The sequence below is a fragment of the Ectopseudomonas chengduensis genome (assembly GCF_900102635.1).
GTDB lineage: Bacteria > Pseudomonadota > Gammaproteobacteria > Pseudomonadales > Pseudomonadaceae > Aquipseudomonas > Aquipseudomonas chengduensis.
The window spans coordinates 16,385-38,484 of sequence record NZ_FMZQ01000009.1 but is presented as its reverse complement, the minus strand read 5'-3'; the positions used below and the strand labels follow the sequence as shown (position 1 = coordinate 38,484).

At 63.5% G+C, this 22,100-nt stretch carries 21 protein-coding genes and 1 riboswitch; of the genes, 16 read left to right on the top strand and 5 right to left on the bottom strand.

Annotated features, from left to right (window positions below):
* Nucleotides 1-158 precede the first annotated feature (158 nt).
* From BLS08_RS14990 to BLS08_RS14965, 6 genes are all read left to right on the top strand, one after another.
* On the top strand, nucleotides 159-1,280 hold the full coding sequence (locus tag BLS08_RS14990) for a branched-chain amino acid ABC transporter substrate-binding protein (RefSeq protein WP_017677845.1): 1,122 nt from the start codon (nucleotides 159-161) through the stop codon (nucleotides 1,278-1,280).
* Between the two features lie 116 nt (nucleotides 1,281-1,396).
* Nucleotides 1,397-2,320, top strand: coding sequence for a high-affinity branched-chain amino acid ABC transporter permease LivH (gene livH, locus BLS08_RS14985; RefSeq protein ID WP_004423699.1), 924 nt, complete (start codon nucleotides 1,397-1,399; stop codon nucleotides 2,318-2,320).
* Nucleotides 2,317-3,576, top strand: a complete 1,260-nt coding sequence (locus tag BLS08_RS14980) for a high-affinity branched-chain amino acid ABC transporter permease LivM (RefSeq protein ID WP_017677846.1) — start codon at nucleotides 2,317-2,319, stop codon at nucleotides 3,574-3,576. The genes livH and BLS08_RS14980 overlap by 4 nt, the downstream gene beginning before the upstream one ends.
* On the top strand, nucleotides 3,573-4,340 hold the full coding sequence (gene livG, locus BLS08_RS14975; protein ID WP_017677847.1) for a high-affinity branched-chain amino acid ABC transporter ATP-binding protein LivG: 768 nt from the start codon (nucleotides 3,573-3,575) through the stop codon (nucleotides 4,338-4,340). The genes BLS08_RS14980 and livG overlap by 4 nt, the downstream gene beginning before the upstream one ends.
* Before the next feature lie 3 nt (nucleotides 4,341-4,343).
* Nucleotides 4,344-5,045 (top strand): ABC transporter ATP-binding protein, encoded by a 702-nt coding sequence (locus BLS08_RS14970; RefSeq protein WP_017677848.1) that lies wholly within the window; start codon nucleotides 4,344-4,346, stop codon nucleotides 5,043-5,045.
* A 243-nt stretch (nucleotides 5,046-5,288) separates the two neighbouring features.
* Entirely contained in the window at nucleotides 5,289-6,149 is an 861-nt protein-coding gene (locus BLS08_RS14965) for a DUF6279 family lipoprotein (RefSeq protein WP_017677849.1), read from the top strand.
* 94 nt (nucleotides 6,150-6,243) lie between these two features.
* Here the strand turns inward: BLS08_RS14965 and ung are convergent, their stop codons facing one another.
* Nucleotides 6,244-6,933 (bottom strand): uracil-DNA glycosylase, encoded by a 690-nt coding sequence (gene ung, locus BLS08_RS14960; RefSeq protein WP_017677850.1) that lies wholly within the window; start codon nucleotides 6,931-6,933, stop codon nucleotides 6,244-6,246.
* Between the two features lie 138 nt (nucleotides 6,934-7,071).
* On the opposite strand from ung, the gene BLS08_RS14955 reads away from it, so the two are divergent.
* On the top strand, nucleotides 7,072-7,884 hold the full coding sequence (locus BLS08_RS14955; protein WP_026088658.1) for an HDOD domain-containing protein: 813 nt from the start codon (nucleotides 7,072-7,074) through the stop codon (nucleotides 7,882-7,884).
* A gap of 98 nt (nucleotides 7,885-7,982) precedes the next feature.
* Complete coding sequence (locus BLS08_RS14950; RefSeq protein WP_017677852.1) at nucleotides 7,983-8,396, top strand: PaaI family thioesterase; 414 nt, start codon at nucleotides 7,983-7,985, stop codon at nucleotides 8,394-8,396.
* 214 nt (nucleotides 8,397-8,610) lie between these two features.
* Here the strand turns inward: BLS08_RS14950 and BLS08_RS14945 are convergent, their stop codons facing one another.
* Nucleotides 8,611-9,486: an AraC family transcriptional regulator gene (locus tag BLS08_RS14945; protein ID WP_017677853.1), complete on the bottom strand. Its 876-nt coding sequence runs from the start codon at nucleotides 9,484-9,486 to the stop codon at nucleotides 8,611-8,613.
* A 129-nt stretch (nucleotides 9,487-9,615) separates the two neighbouring features.
* Here BLS08_RS14945 and BLS08_RS14940 point away from each other — a divergent pair, with 129 nt between their 5' ends.
* From BLS08_RS14940 to mmsB, 6 genes are all read left to right on the top strand, one after another.
* A complete protein-coding gene (locus tag BLS08_RS14940; protein WP_017677854.1) occupies nucleotides 9,616-11,112 on the top strand; it encodes a CoA-acylating methylmalonate-semialdehyde dehydrogenase in 1,497 nt (498 codons plus the stop codon).
* A 97-nt stretch (nucleotides 11,113-11,209) separates the two neighbouring features.
* Nucleotides 11,210-12,457 carry an ABC transporter substrate-binding protein gene (locus BLS08_RS14935; protein ID WP_017677855.1) on the top strand — a complete coding sequence of 416 codons (1,248 nt, stop codon included), beginning with the start codon at nucleotides 11,210-11,212 and terminating at the stop codon, nucleotides 12,455-12,457.
* Nucleotides 12,458-12,463: 6 nt separating this feature from the next.
* Nucleotides 12,464-13,627 (top strand): acyl-CoA dehydrogenase family protein, encoded by a 1,164-nt coding sequence (locus BLS08_RS14930; protein ID WP_017677856.1) that lies wholly within the window; start codon nucleotides 12,464-12,466, stop codon nucleotides 13,625-13,627.
* Between the two features lie 60 nt (nucleotides 13,628-13,687).
* Nucleotides 13,688-14,506 (top strand): enoyl-CoA hydratase, encoded by an 819-nt coding sequence (locus BLS08_RS14925; protein ID WP_017677857.1) that lies wholly within the window; start codon nucleotides 13,688-13,690, stop codon nucleotides 14,504-14,506.
* A gap of 159 nt (nucleotides 14,507-14,665) precedes the next feature.
* Entirely contained in the window at nucleotides 14,666-15,769 is a 1,104-nt protein-coding gene (locus tag BLS08_RS14920) for an enoyl-CoA hydratase/isomerase family protein (protein WP_017677858.1), read from the top strand.
* 123 nt (nucleotides 15,770-15,892) lie between these two features.
* Complete coding sequence (gene mmsB, locus BLS08_RS14915) at nucleotides 15,893-16,777, top strand: 3-hydroxyisobutyrate dehydrogenase (RefSeq protein WP_017677859.1); 885 nt, start codon at nucleotides 15,893-15,895, stop codon at nucleotides 16,775-16,777.
* 99 nt (nucleotides 16,778-16,876) lie between these two features.
* Here the strand turns inward: mmsB and BLS08_RS14910 are convergent, their stop codons facing one another.
* Nucleotides 16,877-17,122, bottom strand: a complete 246-nt coding sequence (locus tag BLS08_RS14910; RefSeq protein WP_017677860.1) for a DUF1145 domain-containing protein — start codon at nucleotides 17,120-17,122, stop codon at nucleotides 16,877-16,879.
* A gap of 266 nt (nucleotides 17,123-17,388) precedes the next feature.
* Nucleotides 17,389-19,176 (bottom strand): alkyl/aryl-sulfatase, encoded by a 1,788-nt coding sequence (locus BLS08_RS14905; RefSeq protein ID WP_017677861.1) that lies wholly within the window; start codon nucleotides 19,174-19,176, stop codon nucleotides 17,389-17,391.
* 97 nt (nucleotides 19,177-19,273) lie between these two features.
* Here BLS08_RS14905 and BLS08_RS14900 point away from each other — a divergent pair, with 97 nt between their 5' ends.
* A complete protein-coding gene (locus BLS08_RS14900) occupies nucleotides 19,274-20,194 on the top strand; it encodes a LysR family transcriptional regulator (protein ID WP_017677862.1) in 921 nt (306 codons plus the stop codon).
* A gap of 7 nt (nucleotides 20,195-20,201) precedes the next feature.
* Here the strand turns inward: BLS08_RS14900 and BLS08_RS14895 are convergent, their stop codons facing one another.
* Nucleotides 20,202-20,624, bottom strand: coding sequence for a hypothetical protein (locus BLS08_RS14895; protein WP_017677863.1), 423 nt, complete (start codon nucleotides 20,622-20,624; stop codon nucleotides 20,202-20,204).
* A gap of 233 nt (nucleotides 20,625-20,857) precedes the next feature.
* A riboswitch (guanidine-I (ykkC/yxkD leader) is annotated at nucleotides 20,858-20,975 on the top strand.
* A gap of 52 nt (nucleotides 20,976-21,027) precedes the next feature.
* On the opposite strand from BLS08_RS14895, the gene BLS08_RS14890 reads away from it, so the two are divergent.
* Nucleotides 21,028-22,089: a putative urea ABC transporter substrate-binding protein gene (locus BLS08_RS14890; protein ID WP_017677864.1), complete on the top strand. Its 1,062-nt coding sequence runs from the start codon at nucleotides 21,028-21,030 to the stop codon at nucleotides 22,087-22,089.
* Nucleotides 22,090-22,100 lie beyond the last annotated feature (11 nt).

The window sequence follows — 22,100 nt, the reverse complement described above, 5'->3', positions numbered from 1 at the left end:
CCCACGTTTCGCCTCCAGCTGCCGGCTTTTCAAGGCGCAAATCCGCGCTCTACACTGTTCCGGTACAGTTGCCGGAGGCATTACCGGGGTAACAGACCCGGTTCTGCAGCTTCGGCCGCAAGAACTACAACAACGAAAAACACAAGAGTGGAGCACTCATGAACAAGGCTACTAAGCAGATTTCCAAGCTGTTCGCGGCAATGGCACTGGCGGGGGCGGCCAGCTATTCGATGGCGGCCGACAACATCAAGATCGGTCTGGCCGGTCCGGTGACCGGTGCCGTTGCTCAGTACGGCGAGATGCAATTCATCGGCGCCAAGATGGCCATCGAACAGATCAACAAGGCCGGCGGCGTCAACGGCGCCCAGCTCGAAGGCGTGGTCTACGACGACGCGTGCGATCCGAAACAAGCCGTTGCCGTTGCCAACAAGATCGTCAACGACGGCGTCAAGTTCGTGGTTGGCCACCTGTGCTCCAGCTCCACTCAGCCGGCTTCCGACATCTACGAAGACGAAGGCATCCTGATGATCACCGCGGCTTCCACCAGCCCGGACATCACTGCTCGTGGCTATGAGCTGGTCTTCCGCACCATCGGTCTGGACAGCCTGCAAGGCCCGACCGCCGGTAACTTTATCGCTGACCACGTCAAGCCGAAGAACGTCGCCGTCATTCATGACAAGCAGCAGTACGGCGAAGGCATCGCCACCGCGGTCAAGCAGACCCTGGAAGGCAAAGGCGTTAAGGTTTCCCTGTTCGAAGGCATCAACGCCGGCGACAAGGACTTCTCCGCGCTGATCGCCAAGCTCAACCAAGCTGGCGTCGACTTCGTCTACTACGGCGGCTACCACCCGGAGCTGGGCCTGCTGCTGCGCCAGACCAAAGAGCGCGGCCTGAACGTCAAGTTCATGGGCCCGGAAGGCGTGGGTAACAAGGAAATCTCGGCCATCGCCGGCCCGGCTTCCGAAGGCCTGCTGGTGACCCTGCCGAAGTCCTTCGACCAGGATCCGAAGAACCAGGCGCTGGTCGAGGCCTTCAAGGCCAAGAACGAAGACCCGAGCGGTCCGTTCGTGTTCCCGGCCTACGCTGCCGTTCAGGTCATCGCCGAAGGCATCGAGAAAGCCGGCGATACCGATACCGCCAAGGTAGCGGCTGCCCTGCGCGCCAACAGCTTCGACACCCCCACCGGCGCCCTGGGCTTCGACGAGAAGGGTGACCTGAAGGACTTCAGCTTCGTGGTGTACGAGTGGCACCAGGACGGCACCAAGTCCGAAGCTAAGTAAGCTTCCTGTCTGAGCCAAAGCCCACTGCGCGAGCAGTGGGCTTTGTTTATTAGAAGAATTCCGGCCTCGCGCTGCGCCACAAGCGCCGCTTTACGCAAGCGCCCAGGAGTTAGGCAATGCCTGATCTTTATCACTACCTACAACAGCTGATCAATGGCCTGACCATTGGCAGTACCTATGCCCTGATCGCCATCGGCTACACCATGGTCTACGGCATCATCGGCATGATCAACTTCGCCCATGGCGAGGTTTACATGATTGGCTCGTACGTAGCCTTCACCGTTATCGCCGGCCTCGCCATGTTCGGCCTGGAAGCCGTGCCCTTCGTGATGATCGCGGCCTTCGCGGCCACCATGATCGTCACCAGCGCCTACGGCTACAGCATCGAACGGGTGGCCTACCGCCCCCTGCGCGGCGGCAACCGTCTGATCCCGCTGATCTCCGCGATCGGTATGTCGATCTTCTTGCAGAACGCGGTGTTGCTCTCACAGGACTCCAAGGACAAGGCCATTCCCAGCCTGCTGCCCGGCAATTTCGTCTTCGGTGAAAGCGCCGCCAACGGCGTGGTGGTGTCCTACATGCAGGTGCTGATCTTTATCGTCACCTTCGTCACCATGATCGGTCTGACCCTGTTCATCTCCCGTTCGCGCCTGGGCCGTGCCTGCCGCGCCTGCGCCGAAGACCTGAAGATGGCCAACCTGCTCGGTATCAACACCAACAACATCATCGCCCTGACCTTCGTCATCGGTGCTGCGCTGGCCGCCATCGCCTCAGTACTGCTGGGCATGAACTACGGCGTGATCAACCCGCACCTGGGCTTCCTCGCCGGCATCAAGGCCTTCACCGCTGCGGTACTGGGCGGCATCGGCAGCATCCCTGGCGCGGTACTCGGCGGCCTGCTGCTGGGCGTTGCCGAAGCCTTCGGCGCCGATATCTTCGGTGATCAATACAAGGACGTGGTGGCGTTCAGCCTGCTGGTACTGGTGCTGCTGTTCCGTCCAACCGGCATCCTTGGCCGCCCGGAGGTGGAAAAGGTATGAGCCGGAACATCAAATCCGCGATTTTCAGCGCCCTGCTGGTGCTGATCATCTCCTACCCGGTACTGGGCCTGAAACTCTCCACCGTCGGCATCAGCCTACGCGTGGAAGGCGCCACCGCCTTCGAACTCTGGTGCATCGGCGGCGCTGCTACGCTGGTCTTCCTCTGGCAATTGCTGCGTGACCGGCTGACTCCGACCTGGGCCAAACTGCCCAAGCTGCCCAGTGGCTCCGGTCAGATTGGCAACTTCCTCACCCTGCCCTCCACCCAGCGCTGGATCATTCTGGCAATGGTCATGGTGGCGCTGGTGTGGCCGTTCTTCGCCAGCCGCGGTTCGGTGGATATCGCCACGCTGATCCTGATCTACGTGATGCTCGGCCTCGGCCTGAACATCGTCGTGGGTCTGGCCGGTCTGCTCGACCTGGGTTACGTCGGCTTCTACGCAGTCGGCGCCTACAGCTATGCGATCCTCTCGCACTACTTCGGCCTGAGTTTCTGGATGTGCCTGCCGATCGCCGGGATGATGGCGGCGCTGTTCGGCTTCCTGCTGGGTTTCCCGGTGCTGCGCCTGCGCGGTGACTACCTGGCCATCGTGACCCTGGGCTTCGGCGAGATCATCCGCATTCTGCTGCGTAACCTCACCGAACTGACCGGTGGCCCGAACGGCCTGAGTATCGCCAACGAGAACAAGCCGACCCTGTTCGGTCTGTCCTTCGAGCGCCGCGTGCCGGCCGACATGCCGACCTTCCACGGCTACTTCGAAATCGCCTACAACTCGCAGTACAAGGTGATCTTCCTCTACCTGATCGCTTTACTGCTGGTGCTGCTGACCCTGTTCCTGGTCAACCGCCTACTGCGCATGCCGATTGGCCGTGCCTGGGAAGCGCTGCGTGAAGACGAGATCGCCTGCCGTGCGCTGGGCCTGAACCCGACCGTGATCAAGCTCTCGGCCTTCACCATCGGTGCCAGCCTGGCCGGTTTCGCCGGCAGCTTCTTCGCTGCTCGTCAGGGTCTGGTGACGCCGGAGTCGTTCACCTTCATCGAGTCAGCGATGATCCTCGCCATCGTCGTACTCGGCGGCATGGGCTCGCAGCTGGGCGTTATCCTCGCCGCCATCGTCATGGTGATGCTGCAGGAGATGCGTGAGCTGAGCGAGTACCGCATGCTGATCTTCGGCCTGGTCATGATCTTCATGATGATCTGGCGCCCGCAAGGGTTGCTGCCGATGCAACGTCCCCACCTGGAGCTGAAGCGATGAGCCGCACGATTCTCGAAGTAAGCGGCCTGTCCATGCGTTTCGGCGGCCTGCTGGCCGTCAACGGGGTGGGCCTGAACGTCAAGGAAAAGCAGGTGGTCTCGATGATCGGCCCGAACGGCGCCGGCAAGACCACCGTCTTCAACTGCCTGACCGGTTTCTATCAGCCGAGCTCCGGCAGCATCCGCCTGAACGGCGAGGCGATCGAAGGCCTGCCCGGCCACAAGATCGCCCGCAAGGGCGTGGTACGGACCTTCCAGAACGTGCGTCTGTTCAAGGATATGACGGCGGTGGAAAACCTGCTGATCGCCCAGCATCGCCATCTCAACACCAGCTACCTGGCGGGTCTGTTCAAGACCTCGGCGTTCCGCCGCAGCGAGCGCGAGGCCATGGACTACGCCGCCCACTGGCTGGAACAGGTCGACCTGGTGGACTTCGCCAACCGTAGCGCCGGTACCCTGGCCTATGGTCAGCAGCGTCGCCTGGAAATCGCCCGCTGCATGATGACGCGCCCGAGCATCCTTATGCTCGACGAGCCGGCCGCCGGTCTCAACCCGCGTGAAACCGAAGACCTGAAAGCCCTGATCAGCGTGCTGCGTGACGAACACAATGTCACCGTGCTGCTGATCGAGCACGACATGAAGCTGGTGATGAGCATTTCCGACCACATCTACGTGATCAACCAGGGCACTCCCCTGGCCGACGGCACGCCGGACGACATCCGCAACAACCCGGACGTGATCAAAGCCTATCTGGGGGAGGCGTAATCCATGCTGAGCTTCAACAACGTCTCAACCTTCTACGGCAAGATCCAGGCCCTGCACGACGTCAGCATCGAAGTGCAGAAAGGCGAGATCGTCACCCTGATCGGCGCCAACGGTGCCGGCAAGTCGACCCTGCTCATGACCCTGTGCGGCAACCCGCGCGCCACCAGCGGCAGCATCCGCTACTTGGGTGAAGAGCTGGTGGGCATGGATACCCCGGAGATCATGCGCAAGAGCATCGCCATCGTGCCGGAAGGCCGTCGCGTGTTCGCCCGCCTGACCGTCGAGGAAAACCTGGCCATGGGCGGCTTCTTCGGGGGCAAGGCGGACAATCAGGAGCAACTGGACAAGGTCCTGCACCTGTTCCCGCGCCTGAAGGAGCGCTTCGCCCAGCGTGCCGGCACCATGAGCGGCGGCGAGCAGCAGATGCTCGCCATCGGTCGTGCCTTGATGAGCAAGCCCAACCTGCTGCTGCTCGACGAGCCGTCGCTGGGTCTGGCGCCGATCATCATCCAGCAGATCTTCGACATCATCGAGCAACTGCGCAAAGACGGCGTGACCGTGTTCCTGGTCGAGCAGAACGCCAACCAGGCGCTGAAGCTGGCTGATCGCGGCTACGTGCTGGAGAACGGCCACATTGTCATGCGCGGCAGCGGTGAAGAGCTGCTCAACGACCCCAAGGTACGCGACGCCTACCTCGGAGGCTAAGCGCACCCTGCGACATCGGAACCGCCCTAAGGGGCGGTTTCTTTTTATCTGCGGGAGTGCAACGGTCCACATTGGATCGCCCGCAAGCGGGCTCCTACAAACAGTAAGACCACCGCCTCCTGTAGGAGCCGGCTTGCCGGCGATCATGGCCTGATGGCGAACTCTTAAGCGAATATTTCCGCCCTCTTGCGTCAGCCTCGACGAGTATTAGTCTCAACAGCTCTACTCTCGCGAGTCCCGCTCATGCGCAAGCCTCTACTCCTGCTACTGGCCATCACCCTGCTGCTGAGCGCCTGCAGCCGTGTCGGCCTGGCCTATCGCAACCTCGATTGGCTGATCCCGTGGAAGCTGGGCGACTACGTGGCGCTGACCAGCGAGCAGAGCGCCTGGCTCAAACCCCAACTGCAGGAGCATCTGGCCTGGCACTGCAGCGTCGAGCTGCCGCGCTATCTCGACTGGCTGCAACGCAGTCAGCAGGCGCTGAGCAGCCGTGACAGCGAGCTGATGGCCAGCCAGTTGGCCGACTTCGAGCAAGCCATGCAGCGCATCGCCGTGGAGATCACACCCAGCGCCATCGAACTGCTGCGCGGTCTAAGCCCGCGTCAGGTCGATCAGCTATTGGCGGCAATGGACGAGCAGAACGCCAAGCTGCGTGAAGAGTTTCTCGAGCCGCCCGTGCAGGAACAGGTCAGTCGGCGCGCCGAGCGCATGGAAGAGCGCCTGCAGCCCTGGTTTGGCACGCTGAACGCCGGGCAGCGCGAGCGGGTGCAGAGCTGGGCGCAGGGCCTGGGCGAACAGAACAAGATCTGGCTGGAAAACCGCATGGTCTGGCAACAGGCTCTGCGTGAGGCATTGGAAGTACGCCGTGGCGATGACTTCACTGCGCGCATGACCGCCCTGCTGCAACAACGCGAGCGCTTCTATACCAGCGCCTATCAGGCCAGCTATGAAAGCAACCGTCAGGCCATGGCCGAGATGATCGTCGATCTGGTCGAGCAGGCAGACTCACGCCAGATGGAGCGAGCCGACAAGCACCTGGAAAGCCTTCATGCCGACCTGGCTGCGCAGCAGTGCCAGGGGGGCGAGTCAGTAGTCAGTCGTTGAAACAACGGCAGCCGATAGACTCAGTCGTGGGGCTACCCAGGCCGTACGCACCAGATGAGCCGGTGCGCACGGCGCACCCTACGACGCGATCTCGCTATAGCGCCGGCAAGCGCCAGTCGATGGGCGTCATGCCGTTCTGGCTGAGGAACTGGTTGCAGCGACTGAAATGACCATTGCCGATGAAGCCACGATGCGCCGACAGCGGCGACGGATGCGGCGAACGCAGCACCAGGTGCTTGGTCGGGTCGATCAGGCGCTGCTTGCTCTGCGCATGGGCGCCCCAGAGCAGGAACACCAGCTTGGGCTGATGTTCACTGACGACCTCGATCACCCGATCAGTGAAGAACTGCCAGCCCTTGCCGGCATGCGAGCCGGCATTGGCGCGCTCGACGGTCAGCGAGGTGTTGAGCAGCAGCACGCCCTGGTCGGCCCAACTCTGCAGGTAGCCATGGGCTGGAATGTCGATGTTCAGGTCGCGCTTGAGCTCCTTGTAGATGTTCACCAGCGACGGCGGCGTCTGCACCCCCGGCTGCACCGAGAAGCACAGGCCATGCGCCTGGCCCGGACCGTGGTAAGGGTCCTGACCGATGATCACCACCTTGACCTGATCCAGCGGCGTGGAGTTTAGCGCATTGAAGATCAGCGGCCCCGGCGGATAGATTTCCTTGCCGGCCGCCTTCTCCGCCTGCAGAAACGCACGCAGCTCGCTCATGTAAGGCTTGTCAAACTCCTCACGCAGCGCGTGTTTCCAGCTGGCTTCGAGCTTGATGCGGTCGTCGGTCATGCGGTTTTCCTGCGGGTACAAAACGAGTGAAGGCACGCTAGAGAAGGCAGCAAGGCAAGTCAAGGAAGAGCTTGCCGGCAGGGCGAAGGATGCTTTGCTAGCCTTTCGGGAACCGTATCAATCGATGATGCCAAGCCGATGTCTCCCTCTACCGATACCCTACGCATGGCGTTGCTCAACCGTTTCCTGAAGGGCGAAGCCAGGATTCCGCAAATGCCTGAAGCCGCCGTCCGCATCAGAAAGCTGTTGGACGACCCACGCACCTCGCTGGAACAACTGACCCGCGTGATCACTGGCGACCCGCCGCTGGCCGCGTACCTGATGCAGTTCTCCAATACACCTCTGCTGCGCGGGGAGCGCTCCTGTAGCTCGCTACGCGAACTGCTCGGCCGCCTTGGTACCCGCCAACTGGCGGACCTGGTGCTGGGCTTCAGCCTGCAAAACCTGTTCACCAGCTCCGAACCTGCGCTGCAGCAGGCATTTCGCACTCGTTGGCGCAGTGCCAGGGAACGCGCCGCCCACTGCGCGGTACTGGCTCAGCGCACGGGCATGTCACTGGACGACGCCATGCTCGGCGGCTTGCTACAGGACATCGGCAGCCTGCCGCTACTTTCCGAGCTGGAGCACTGGCCGAACGTGCCGCGCGAGAGCGATACGCTGCACGAGCTATGCGATCAGCTGTCCGGTGATCTCGGCGCCCTGATCCTGACGCGCTGGCAACTGCCCTCGGCAGTGATCGAATCCACACGCCTTTTTGGTCAATGGCAGCGCGAGCATGACGGCGCAGCCGACCTGGCGGATCTGGTCCTGCTCGCCAGTGCCCTGCAGACGAGCCAGACGCTGCAGGGACCGCTACCGGCGCAGGCAAAACTGGGCCTGGAGCAGCCGCTTGACGAACTGAGGCAGGAGCTGGCGGGCGAACTGCAATTGTGGAAGCGTCTGCTCGCCTGAAGCACCTGCTATGCAGCCTCATCAGGCACATGGATGCAGCTTGTCCGCCCTCTGGAGCAGGTTGAGACTCTTCTGCACCGCACCATGCAGGAGGTCATATGAGCGACTCGAACGGTATCAGCCGTGAACGCCTGGAACAGGCGCTCGCCCACTCCACCTTTGCCCAGCTGCTCGGCGCCGAACTGCTCGACTTCGCGCCGGGCCGGGTCAGCCTGCAGGTGCGCAGCCGTCCCGACCTGTGCCAGCACCATGGCTACATGCATGGCGCGGTGGTCGGCTTCATGGTCGACAGCGGCTGCGCCTGGGCAGCAGCATCGATGGTCGGTGACGTGGTCACCAGCGAATACAAGCTCAACCTGCTCGCACCGGCGCTTGGCGAACGCCTGCTGTGCCGAGCCGAAGTGCTCAAGGCCGGGCAGCGCCAGGCAGTCTGCCGAGCCGATGTATTTGCCCTGAAGGATGGCCAGGAAAAGCTGGTGGCCACCGGCCTGGCGACCATCGCGCGGGTGTAACGGGCGCGCCACTAGCAGGCCGTTGAAAAACGTAGGCGAGGCAGCCAGTGCAATACCGATGGCGGCCCCGCAAAAACAGCCGAAAAACGACCGGCGTCGCGTCCGACTTTACGTGTTGTAAATGAGCATTTTGATGGGGGCGCCTAGCTCGGACTCGCGCACGAGGCTGTTTTTAACGCAACAATGGCAACGCAGGTAGTTTTTCAACAGCCTGCTAGCCCTGATGCAGCGCCCGGTAATGACTGGGCGCCATGCCCACCACCTTGCGAAACAGCCGTGAGAAGTAATAGGGGTCGTCGTAGCCAAGCTGCTCGGCGACCTGACGCACTTCGGCATCCCCGCGGTCGAGCAGGCGGCAGGCCAGGGCCATCTTCAACTGGATGAAATCCTGGATCGGCGCATGGCCGGTCAGCGCGCGGTAGGTCTTGGCGAAGTGAAAGCGCGACAGCTTGAACTGTGCGGCCAGCTCATCGAGGTTGAGGCTGCCGTGCAGGTGTGCGCGCATCACCGCCTGCACCGCCTCGATATCCAGTACGCGGCCGGACTTGAGGTTGACCCGCGCCGGCAGCACCGCCAATGAGCTGATCATCGCCTGCAAACGGTGCGCGGCATGGATGAAGGGCAAGATGTTGAGGCCCTGGCGCTGTAAACCCAGCAACGCCTCGAAATCGCCGATCAACCTGGGCTGCACGCCGATACGCCGCAGCGTCTGCGCGCCCAGCAGACGCAGGAAGTCCTCGCTGAGGCTGCCGTCGAAGTGCACCCAGTAGATCGTCCAAGGGTTATGCAGGTCAGCGCCATAGGCATGCGGCGCATCCTTGGGCAGCAGCAGCAGATCGCCAGCGGCAACCTCGAATCGTCCATTCGCTACTTCCAGCCAACCACTTCCTGAGCGGCAATAGATCAGCAGATGATCGTCAGGTTGCAGGCGTCGCATCTGGTGCCCGGCCGCTTCCGGGTAGAAGCCGATGGCCAAGGGATAGCACCCGGTGCTCAAAGGATGGCGTGCCAGCAAACGGCGCAGGCGCGGCGGGGTGATGAAGCGCTGCCCACCGACGGGCAACGGCCAATTGGAGGTTTCCACCCGCATCCCCACTGCATCACTCCTTTGCATTCTGATCGAATGACAAGATCGTCCATCCCAAGACCAAGATCGTCAATCCACAAGCGGACATCGAATGGCTATAAAGAGCCCATACAAGAACAACAGGAGGCGACCATGCCCCGCACGCTACCGCAACTGATCGACGGCCAATGGCAAACCAGCCAGGCTCGTGAGCTGATCGAAGTCACCGACCCGGCCACCCAGGAAGTGATCGCCCTAGCCCCCAAAGCCACTGCCGAGGAAATCGAGGCCGCAGTGGCCAGTGCGCAGAAAGCCTTCCTCGCCTGGCGCGAGGTGCCGGTATCGGAGCGCGCCCGCCTGATGCTGCGCTACCAGCACCTGCTCAAGGAACACCACGACGAGCTGGCGGAGATTCTCGCGGCGGAAACCGGCAAGACCTTCGCCGATGCCAAGGGCGACGTCTGGCGCGGCATCGAAGTGGCCGAACACGCCGCCAATATCGCCAGCCTGATGATGGGCGAGACGGTGGAAAACGTCGCCCGCGAGATCGACACCGCCAGCTGGATCCAGCCACTGGGCGTGTGCGTCGGCATCACCCCGTTCAACTTCCCGGCGATGATTCCGTTGTGGATGTTTCCGCTGGCCATCGCCTGTGGCAATACCTTCATTCTCAAACCCTCGGAACAGGACCCGATGACGCCCAATCGTCTGGCTGAACTGTTCCTCGAGGCCGGCGCACCAGCCGGCGTACTGCAGGTGCTGCATGGCGGCCGCGAGCAGGTCGATGCGCTGCTGGTGCACCCGGCGGTGCGCGCGGTGTCCTTCGTCGGTTCGGTGACGGTGGGCCAGCACGTCTATCGCACCGGCACCCAGCATTTGAAACGCGTGCAGGCCTTCGCCGGGGCCAAGAACCATATGGTGATCATGCCTGACGCACCGAAGGATCAGGTGCTCAGCAACCTGCTCGGCGCCAGCTGTGGCGCGGCCGGGCAGCGCTGCATGGCGATCAGCGTGGCAGTGTTCGTCGGCGAATCGAAACAGTGGATCGATGAGCTGGCAACGCAGATGGCCGCACTGCGTCCTGGCCACTGGCAGGACAGCGGCGCCGCCTACGGCCCGCTGATCAGCCCGCAGGCACGCCAGCGCGTGCTGCGCCTGATCGAACAGGGCAAGGCAGAAGGCGCCGAGTGCCTGCTCGACGGTTCGCAGTGCACGGTGGAGGGGTATCCGAATGGCAACTGGGTCGGGCCGACGCTGTTCCGTGGCGTGACGACGAAGATGGGCCTGTACCGCGAGGAGATCTTCGGCCCGGTGCTGGTGTGCATGCAGGTCGACACCCTGGAAGAGGCCATCGCACTGGTCAACGCCAGCCCTTACGGCAACGGCACCAGCCTGTTCACCCGCTCCGGCGGCGCTGCGCGGCATTTCCAGCATGCGATTGAAGTCGGCCAGGTGGGCATCAACGTACCGATTCCGGTGCCGCTGCCGTTCTTTTCCTTCACCGGCTGGAAGGGCTCGTTCTACGGCGACCTGCACGCCTACGGCAAGCAGGCGGTGCGTTTCTATACCGAGACCAAAACGGTAACCAGCCGCTGGTTCGACGACACGCCGCTCGGCGATGGCCCGAACATGACTATTCAGTTGAAATGAGAACTGGGTGAGCGTTTCTTAGACTAATAGACGATCACTCGAACTGGACGAGCGGCGTAAAACAGGTCTCTGCAGAACAAAAACAAGGAGAACTGCAATGCGCCAACTGTCCGCCACGCTGGCCCTGTGGGCCGCACTTACCGCCTGTGCGCAGGCTGCCGAGCCGATCACCCTCGGCCTCAACTATCCGCGCACCGGACCATACAAGGAGGAGGGATTGGCGCAGATGCGTGGAGCCCTGCTGGCCATCGATGAAATCAACGCCGCTGGCGGTGTGCTGGGACGGCCCTTGCGCCTGTCCAGCAAGGACACTGCCTCGCGTCCGGCCAAGGCCGAGAAGAACGTCGACAAGCTGGCCGCCGAGGGCGCGGCGATGCTCTTCGGCGGTTCCTCCAGCGCGGTCGCCATCGCCGCCGGCAAGCGTGCCAGACAACATGGTCTGCTGTACTTCGGCACCCTCACCTACTCCAACGACACCACCGGCAAGGATGGCCATCGCTACATGTTTCGCGAGTGCAACAACGCCTGGATGAGCGCCAAGGTACTCGGCCAATACCTGAGCAAGACCCTGCCGAACAAGCGCTACTTCTATGTCACCGCCGACTACACCTGGGGCCACACCAGCGAGGCGTCGCTGCGCCAGGCCACTGCCACCGACAATGCCGCCCAGCACGCCAGCGTACGCATCCCCTTCCCGGGTGCGCGCCTGGCCGACTACCAGGACGCGCTGACCCAGGCCGCCGCCAGCAATGCCGAGATCCTCGCCCTGGTGCTGTTCGGCGAGGATCTGGTGCGTGCCATGCGCGTCGCCAAGGATCTTGGCCTGACAGAACGCATGCAGATCGTCGCGCCGAACCTGACCCAGAGCATGGTCGAACAGGCCGGTCCCAACCTGATGGCAGGCGTGATCGGCACCGAGCCCTGGACCTGGCGCGTGCCGGCGCTGGAAAAATCCGCGCGTGGCCAAGCCTTCGTCGAAGCCTTCAAGACCCGCTACGAGATGTACCCATCCAGCTCCGCCGCCTCGGCCTACAGCATCGTTCAACAGTGGGCCGACGCCGCTACGCGAGCCAAGAGCCTCGACAGCGAAGCGCTGATCAAGGCACTGGAAGGCCACCGCTACACCTTGCTCAAAGACGAACAGCAATGGCGTGCCTTCGACCACCAGAACCTGCAGACGGTCTACGCGGTAAAGGTCAAGCCGCGCGACGAGGTACTCAAGGACCCGCTCAAGCAGGACTACTTCGAAATCGTCGACCGCCTCGATGCCAGCAGCGCGCTGCCCAGCCTCGCCGAGTGGCAGGCCGAGCGCCGCGCTGGCGGCCAACCCCTGACCTTGCAATGAGATGCCATGGACTTCGAACTCAGTGATGAACAACGTCTCCTGACCGACAGCGCCCGCGCCTTCGCCGCGCGGGAGCTGACGCCCCACGCCGCCGAGTGGGATCGCGAGCAGCACTTCCCCGTCGAGGTGATTCGCCGCGCTGCCGAACAGGGCTACCTGGCCCTGTATCTGCGCGAAGAGGATAGCGGCCTGGGCTTGTCCAGGCTGTCCAGCTCACTGATTTTCGAACAACTGGCGGCCGGCTGCGTGGCCACCACCGCCTACCTGACCATCCACAACATGGCCACCTGGATGCTCGCCAGCTTCGCCGACCAGGCGCTGAAGGATGCCTGGTTGCCGGGGCTGATCAACGGCCAGTCGCTGGCCTCCTACTGCCTCACCGAACCGGACGCCGGTTCCGATGCCGCCCACTTGCGCACCCGTGCCCGGCGCGACGGCAACGACTACGTGATCGACGGCAGCAAGTGCTTTATCTCCGGTGCGGGAAGCACGCAGGTACTGATCGTCATGGCGCGCACCGGCGAGGATGGTGCCAAGGGTATTTCCTGCTTCCTGGTACCTGCCGATGCGCCCGGCGTACGTTACGGACGCAACGAGGACAAGATGGGTTGGAAGGCGCAGCCGACCCGCACCATCACGTTCGAAGGTGTGCGCATCCCTGCCAGCCAACGCATTGGCCCGGAAGGCGAAGGCTTCGTCTACGCCATGAAGGGCCTCGATGGTGGCCGCCTGAATATCGCCAGCTGCTCGCTCGGCGCGGCCCAGGCAGCGCTGCAGCAGAGCCTGCGCTACGTAGAAGAACGCAAACAGTTCGGCAAGGCGCTCAGCGAGTTCCAGGCCCTGCAATTCAAGCTGGCCGACATGCTCACCGCCCTCACCGCCAGCCGGCAGATGGTACGCCTGGCTGCGCACAAGCTCGACCACGGCCACGGCGAGGCCAGCCTCTACTGCGCCATGGCCAAGCGCTTCGCCACCGACCAGTGCTTCGACGTGTGCAACGAGGCGCTGCAACTGCATGGTGGCTACGGCTATCTGAATGACTATCCGCTGGAACGCTGGGTACGCGACGCCCGCGTGCACCAGATACTGGAAGGCACCAACGAGATCATGCGGGTGATCGTCGCCCGCCGCCTGCTCCTGCAGGGCGGCATGCTCGATCGCCTGTTGTAACCGTTTTCCCCTCTCCCCCTCTCCTATCAATGGGAGGGGCGAACATTGACGAGGAATGCTATGAGCACTGCAATCGAAACCTATAAATCCGGCATCTTCGACCTGACCCACAAGCTCACCGTCGAGAAGCACGGCCATACCGCGCTGATCACCATCAATCATCCACCGGCCAACACCTGGGACCGCGACTCGCTGATCGGTCTCAAGCAGGTGGTCGAGCACCTCAACCGTGACGACGAGGTGTACGCCCTGGTGGTAACCGGCCAGGGGCCGAAGTTCTTTTCCGCCGGTGCCGACCTGAACATGTTCGCCGATGGCGACAAGGCCCGTGCCCGCGAGATGGCCCGACGCTTTGGCGAGGCCTTCGAAACCCTGCGCGATTTCCGCGGCGTGTCCATCGCCGCGATCAACGGCTACGCCATGGGCGGCGGCCTGGAGTGCGCGCTGGCCTGCGATATCCGCATCGCCGAACGCCAGGCACAAATGGCCCTGCCGGAAGCCTCCGTGGGTCTGTTGCCCTGCGCCGGCGGCACCCAGGCCCTGCCCTGGCTGGTCGGCGAAGGCTGGGCCAAGCGCATGATCCTCTGCGGTGAACGCATCGACGCCGAAACCGCCCTGCGCATCGGTCTGATCGAGCAGGTGGTGGACACCGGCGAAGCCCGTGGCACCGCACTGCTGCTGGCATCCAAGGTGGCGCGGCAAAGCCCGGTAGCGGTACGTACCATCAAACCACTGATCCAGGGTGCCCGTGAGCGTGGTGCCAATACCTGGCTGCCGGAGGAACGCGAGCGCTTCGTCGATCTGTTCGATGCCGACGACACCCGCGAGGGCGTCAACGCCTTTCTGGAAAAACGCGACCCGCAGTGGCGCAACAAATAAATCCTGGGAGCTAGCTCCGCTCGCGAATCAGGCGATGCCATCTTTTCGCGAGCAGAGCTCGCTCCTACCGTCCCGTAGGGTGGACGTCGCCTTTTACGTCCACCACAAACCCGTAAGGTGGATGGATAAACCGTCATCCACCCTACGCAGGAAGCCCCTATGAACCTGCAATTCGAAGAACGCCCCAGCCTGCATGGCTACCGCATCGGCATCGCCAGCCTGGACGCGGAGAAGAGCCTCAACGCCCTCTCCCTGCCGATGATCGAAGCACTCGACGAACGCCTGAAGGCCTGGGCAGAAGACCCGACCATCGCCTGCGTGATGCTGCGCGGCAACGGCCCCAAGGCCTTCTGCGCCGGCGGCGATGTCGTGCAACTGGTCAATCAGTGTCGCGAACAGCCAGGCGAAATACCGGCCCTGGCACGACGATTCTTCGCCGACGAATATCGCCTCGATCATCGCATCCACACCTACCCCAAGCCCTTCATCTGCTGGGCGCACGGCCATGTGCTGGGCGGCGGCATGGGCCTGATGCAGGGCGCCGGTATCCGTATCGTCACCCCGAGCAGCCGCCTGGGCATGCCGGAAATCAATATCGGCCTGTACCCGGATGTCGGCGGCAGCTGGTTCCTCGCTCGCCTGCCGGGGCGCCTGGGCCTGTTCCTTGGCCTCACCGCCGCCAGCATCAATGCCCGCGATGCGCTGGACCTGAACCTGGCCGACCGCTGCCTGCGCGACGACCAGCAGGACGCCCTGCTCGAAGGCCTGGTGCAACTGAACTGGCGCGAACAACCCACGGCGCAGCTGCACAGCCTGCTGCGCGCGCTGGAGAACGAAGCGCGCAGCGAGCTGCCGGCGGCCCAATGGTTGCCGCGCCGCGAGCGTATCGACGAGTTGCTCGACGTCGCCGACCTGCCCGCCGCCGTTCATGCCATCAGCGCCCTGCAGGCGGATGACGACGCCCTGCTCGCCCGCGCCGCCAAGACCCTGGCCCATGGCTGCCCGCTGACAGCGCACCTGGTCTGGGAGCAGATCCGCCGCGCCCGCCACCTGTCGCTGGCCGAGGTATTCCGCATGGAATACGCCATGAGCCTGAACTGCTGCCGCCACCCGGAATTCCCCGAAGGCGTGCGCGCCCGCCTGATCGACAAGGATCAAACGCCGCATTGGCACTGGCCGGACGTGGCCGCAATCCCCGCCGCCGTGGTCGAAGCTCACTTCGCACCGGCCTGGGAAGGCGAACATCCGTTGGCGGACCTTTAGCGTACGGATCGGTGCGCACGGCGCACCCTACATGTAGCCCGGATGCGCTCCGGGAGAGCTCACAAGCAGTCCTCGAACAATGACAATCGATGCGCGAAGCGCCCAATAGAAAGGAAAGCTGCCATGACCCAAACCGCCTTTATCGGCCTCGGCCACATGGGCCTGCCCATGGCCCGCAACCTGCTCCGGGCGGGTTATCCGCTGAAAGTCTTCGACCTGGTGCGCAGCGCCGTCGACACGCTGGCCGGCGAAGGTGCCGTGGCAGCCGATAGCGCCGCCGACGCCATCGATCAGGCAAAGGTGGTGATCAGCATGCTGCCGGCCAGCCGTCATGTTGAAGGCTTGTACCTGGGCGACGACGGCCTGCTTGCGCGGCTGCCCGCCGGCACGTTGGTTATCGAGTGCTCGACCATCGCCCCGGAGTCCGCGCGCAAGGTGCACGCCGCCGCCCGCGAGCGCGGTATCGCTCTGCTCGATGCACCGGTATCCGGCGGTACCGGCGGCGCGGCAGCCGGCACCCTGACCTTCATGGTGGGCGGTGAAGCCCAAACGCTGGAGAAGGCCAGACCGATGCTCGCCGCCATGGGCAAGAACATCTTCCACGCCGGCCCGGAGGGCGCCGGCCAGGTGGCCAAGGTATGCAACAACCAAGTGCTCGCGGTACAGATGATCGCTACTGCCGAAGCCATGGCCATGGGCGTGGCCAACGGCCTGGAGCCGGCCGTACTGGCGGAGATCATGCGGCAGAGCTCCGGCGGTAACTGGACGCTGGAGAAATACAACCCCTGGCCCGGGGTGATGGAAAACGCCCCAGCGTCCAAGGGCTACAGCGGCGGCTTCATGGCCGAGCTGATGGCCAAGGACCTCGGCCTGGCCCAGGAAACCGCCAGCCACAGCGGCAACAGCACACCGATGGGTGCCCTGGCACTACAGCTCTACCGCCTGCTGCTCAAACAGGGCAAGGGCAAGCAGGACTTCTCGGTGGTGCAGCAATTATTCGTGGAATAGAGTCCTGTAGGAGCCAGCTTGCTGGCGGTGTCTCGAACGGATCGCCGGCAAGCCGGCTCCTACAGGAATTGCGACACCCCAGCTGCTCGGCCTCACAGTTCAACGCAAGTGTTGTAGATGGAGCATGCCGAACAGCAGTACCTGCAGGCGTTGCCACCATTGCGCGGGCAACCCCTGCAGACGCGCGCGAAACAGCAACAGCTCACCGACGTGCGCCAGCAATAGCAGCAGCGCAGCCCAGTTGACCCAACCGCCAAGCGGGGTGGCGAAGGGGTAGAACAGATTGAGCAGCGCCACCAGCCAAAACATGGCCAGGGCGCCTTTGGCGAAAGACAGCAGGTTCATCGTCAGCCTCCGAATGGATGAACCTGAAGTGTGACCGGGCGGTTGGCAGGAGACCGCCCTTCTTTCGATGGGAACGCCCCGTAGGAACCTCGACTCACGGCGAATGGCAAGCACGACGTCAATCTTGCCGTACAGCCGCAATCGTTTCGCGCCGGGGCGACGCTCCTACAGCGCGGATTGCGAGGTCGTGCCCCCCTGCTCTGTAGGAGCCGCGCCCCGCGGCGAATGGCAAACACAACGCCGATCTTGCCGCTTCGAACCGAGGGCTAACGCAGCGTCAGCCCAAACGCCTCGTCGCTGAAGTCGAAGCAGGCGAGGAAGCGACGAATCTCCAGCAGGTTGCCGTCGACCTTCACATCGCCGAGCAGCGCACCCTTGACCAGGCCACCCTCGCCGGTCAGCAGGGTTTCCATGAAGCGTTTGTCCATGCTCAGGCGCAGAGCAGTGCCCTCGGGAATACCCTTGTGCAGTTGCGCGACACCGCGCCGGACCTCCAGCGCCCACTGCTCGCCCACGTCGGGGAAGCTGAAGCCCAGGGTCAGCTCGACATCGCCGGCCTTCTCCGGGTCGATACGAGTCACCCAGTTCTGCAGGAAACTCTGCGGGGTGAAGCTGCGCACCATGTCCGGCGAGAGGAACACCTTGCGCATCTCCACCGAGCGCTGGCGGATGACATCGCCGTCAAGCTTGCCCTCCAGCTCCATGGCGCTCATCAGGTACCAGTTGCGCCAGTTGATGTTCATGCTGGCGTAGCCCAGCTTACGAAAGCTGCGCGCCTTGATCTCGCGCGCCAACTTGTCTTCGTGGTCGACGCGAATGACGTAGCCGGCCAGCTCCGCCGCCCATTGGTAGTCGCCCTTGAGGTAGGCATTGCCAGCTTCCAGCAGCAGTTTTTCACGACCACCGGCCAGGGCGATCAGGCGCTCGGCCTGCTGCTTGGGCGGGGTCGGGTCGAGAGCCACCGGGTCGCCCTGGAACCAGCCCAGATAGCCGTTGTAGATCTGCCGCACGCTGTGTTTCACCGTGCCGTAGTACTCGCGCAGATAAGGGGTGTAGCCGGCCAGGTGCGGCGGCAGTTTGACCTTCTCTACCAGTTCGTCGGGCGTCAGGCCCTTGTTCATCCAGCGCACGGTCTGGTCGTGGATATAGGCGATGCCATCGCGGGTCATGCGCAGCACTTCCTCGACCTTGTCCTGGCCGCTTACCGGCCGACCATGCAGCGGCACCATGTACTCGGCCTGGTAGGCACGTAGCTTGTCCAGGCTCTCGACCCATTGCACCGGGTCACGGAACTTGGTGCCGCGCAGCGTGTGGATGTTCGGCAGCGTCGGGCCCTGATCGACCTCGGCGCTGATCAGCACGCGGTTGGCCGGCAGGTACAGGGTGATCTCGTCCGGCGCCTCGCTCGGCACATGTAAAAACTGCACGTCGAGGCCGGCGATAGTGGTATCCAGGCGCTCGCCGAAGGTCACGGTCGGCGCGATGAAGGACGACGGCTCCGGCTTGGCCAACGGACCGATACCACCGTTCATGCCCTCCTGATCGCTGGCCGGCAGGAAGGAACCGAAGCTGTATGCCGAACGTACGCCGAGAATCGGCCCGACCAGCGCGCCCTGCGCCACCACGTTCTGCAGCAGGGTCTCGTGGGCGTAGATCTGTACCTCGCCGCGCTCCACCTGCTCGCGGCTGACGAACGCCTGCACGCCGTTGATGTGATCCGGGTGGAAGTGGGTGTAGACCACTGCTCTGACCGGCTTGTCGCTGAGCTTGCGAAACTCGGCCATGATCTTGCGCGACTCGCTGACCGACTCGCCGGTGTCGACGATGATCAGCCCCTGCGGCGCCTCGATCATCACCACGTTGCCCAGTTGCCAGCCGACTGCCGAATAGACGTTGTCGGCGACACGATAGACCTGCTGGGCGAACACCTTGGTGTGGGCAGCCAGTTCGGCGTTGATGCTGGGTTCGATACGCTCGGCCGGCAGCTCGGCATAGGCGCTCAATGGCAGGGCGGCAGCCAGCAGCAGACCGCTGAAGCGAGAGAATGGGCTCATGGCATTGGAAGGTCTTGTTGTTGGAATGCTGGCAGGTTGGCAAAGACCATCCGATAATTCCAATGCATTCGAATAGACCATTTAATGCAGGAAGCGCATGAACGATCTACGCCAACTCCGCCACTTCGTCGCCCTCGCCGAACACCAACATTTCGCCCGCGCGGCAGCGGCCGTGCACCTCAGCCAACCGGCGCTGAGCCGCAGCATCCAGGCGCTGGAGAGCCAGTTGGACTGCACCCTGGTGGATCGCCACAGCCGCGGCGTCAGCCTCACCGCCCATGGCCACCTGGTACTGGAACATGCGCGCCGCCTGCTGGCCGGCAGCCTGGCGCTGAGCAACGCGGTCAATCAGCTAGGCAACCTGGAGGCCGGCGAACTTCGCCTCGGCGCCGGCCCCTACCCGGCCGCGCGCCTGATACCGCAGGCGCTGGGGCAGTTGCTGCAACGCTACCCGCGGGTGCAGGTGAAACTGGACATCGCCAACTGGCTGGAGCTGCGCGACAGCCTGCTGGACTCGGCCGTCGAGCTGTTCATCGCCGATATCCGCGAGTTGCAGGACGACGCTCAGTTGCACATCGAACCGCTGCGCGTGCATCAGGGCGTACTGTTCTGCCGCCCGGCTCATCCGCTGCTGCAGCGGCGCAACCTGCAACTGCGCGACCTGCTCGACTTCCCTCTCGCCGGCACACAGCTGCCACAGGTGGTCGAACGCAGCCTGGGGCAGGCCAGCGGGCGAGCGCAGCCGTTGAGCGTGCAATGCGACAATTTCCTGGTACTCAAGCGCCTGGTGGCCGACAGCGATGTGTTGAGCATGGCGCCCTGGGACGTGATCGCCGACGAAGTCGATAGCGGTCAGCTAGCCCTGCTGCCGCTGTTGCCTCAGGGTCTGCATCAGCATTCGGCCTATGGCCTGGTCAGCCGTGCCGGCCACAGCCTGTCGCCAGCGGCGCAGGCCATGGTTACAGCGATTCGCCAGGTGGATGAACAGACGCCGCGCGCCAAGCACGCGGCGGATTGAGAGAGGCTTACCAGCGGCGCTCGCCGCTACGGCGATGTTCGTTATTGCTGCGCCCGTTGGAGAAACGATGCTGCGTGTTGCGGCCTGCCTCCCAGCCGCGCTGAATCTGCCCGCTGCGATGTTCCTGACGACGCTGGTCGCGGCGATAGTCATGTCGCGGCTGCTGGTGCTTGTAGCCGTCGCGATACCGGTGATCGTGGCCGTAATGATGACGCGGCGGCGGCGCCGGTACGTAGCGCGGAGGAGCCGGATAGTAGTTATGCCGACGCTCCTCGTAGTAGTAGCGTGGCGGCGGGTAGTAATCGCGCCGGTGACCGTCGTAGTAACGGTAGCCATGGCCGTGGTGATAACCACGGTCGTAGCCATCGCCATAAACGGCGCAACCGGAAAGCATCAAGAGCAAGGCGGAAAACAGCATCTTGTAGGGCATGGCGGCCTCCTGTGACCGCTGGGACGACGCCGACCGATGTCGGCCTCCGGGATGGTGATCCCTGAGGCATCAGACAGCGCCGTCCGCAACAGGTGCGATTCACTTCGTCGGCTGTGACCGACGGCGCAAAACCACAAGAGCACAGGACAATTGCCCTGTCGCTGGCATGGCATTCGCTTGCCCAGCGTCGCGGAAAGCCGATCCATGCACAGGATCGTCAGTGGTAGCGAATCGTAATGGCCGACTAGGGTTCCGGCTCGTCAGAAGGCGAGTGGCTGGTCCGAGAGTGGGCGACCTCATACAGCGGCGGGATGCCGCGGGGTTACACGGCGGGACAAAAGCCCGGGAGAACGCGCAGCCAGGCTGCCGGCTTTCCCGCTTTCGTCCATGACCCGAGGTTTCCATGTCCATTCGCTCACTGCTCACCGTCCTGCTCTGTGCCTGCCTGCTTGGCGCTCCGACAGCCCAGGCCGCGCCTAAAACCTTCAAGCTGTGCTGGTCGATATTCGCCGGCTGGATGCCCTGGGGCTACGCCGCCGAACAGGGCATCGTGAAGAAGTGGGCGGACAAGTACGGCATTGACATTCAGGTGCAGGAAGTGCCGGATTATGTCGCTTCCATCGAGCGCTACAGCGCCGGCCAGTTCGACGCCTGCAGCATGACCAACATGGACGCCCTGACCATTCCCGCTGCTGCCGGCAAGGACAGCACCGCGCTGATCATCGGCGACTTCTCCAATGGCGCCGACGCCCTACTGCTGCGTGGCAGCGGCAAGAGAATCCAGGACCTGAAAGGCAAGAGCGTGCTGCTGGTGGAGAACTCGGTCTCGCACTACCTGCTCAGCCGCGCACTGGAGTGGGCCCTGCTCGATGAAAGTGACGTGACCATCATCAACGTCTCCGATACCGAAATCGCTGATGCCTTCCTCGCCGGCAAGGGCGACGCGGTGATCACCTGGAACCCGATCCTCTCCGAGATTCGGCGCAAGGCCGAGGTCAGCCAGGTGTTCAGTTCCAATCTGATTCCCGGTGAAATCCTCGACCTCACCGTGGTCAGCAGCCAGACCCTTACCCAGCACCCGGAATTCGGTCGCGCGCTGACCGGCGCCTGGTTCGAGACCCAGCGCCTGCTCGGCCTGCCCACCCCGGCCGGTCGTGAAGCCCGGGCCAGAATGGCAGCCGCCGCCGACACCACCGCGGAAGACTTCGACGCCCAGTTGGGCACCCTGCGCTCGTTCTATTCGCCGCGCAGCGCGCTGAACTTCGCGCGCACCGGCAAGCTGCCGGACCTCATGCAACGGGTCGCGCACTTTGCCGATGCTCACGGCCTGCTGGGCAAGAGCGGCATGGGTCTGACCAATCTGGGTATCGAATTCAGTGGCGAGAAGACGCTGGGCAACCCGCAGCGCATTCTGCTGCGCTTCAACCATCGCTATATGGAACTGGCCGCCGATGGGGCGCTGTAACGCCCCATCGC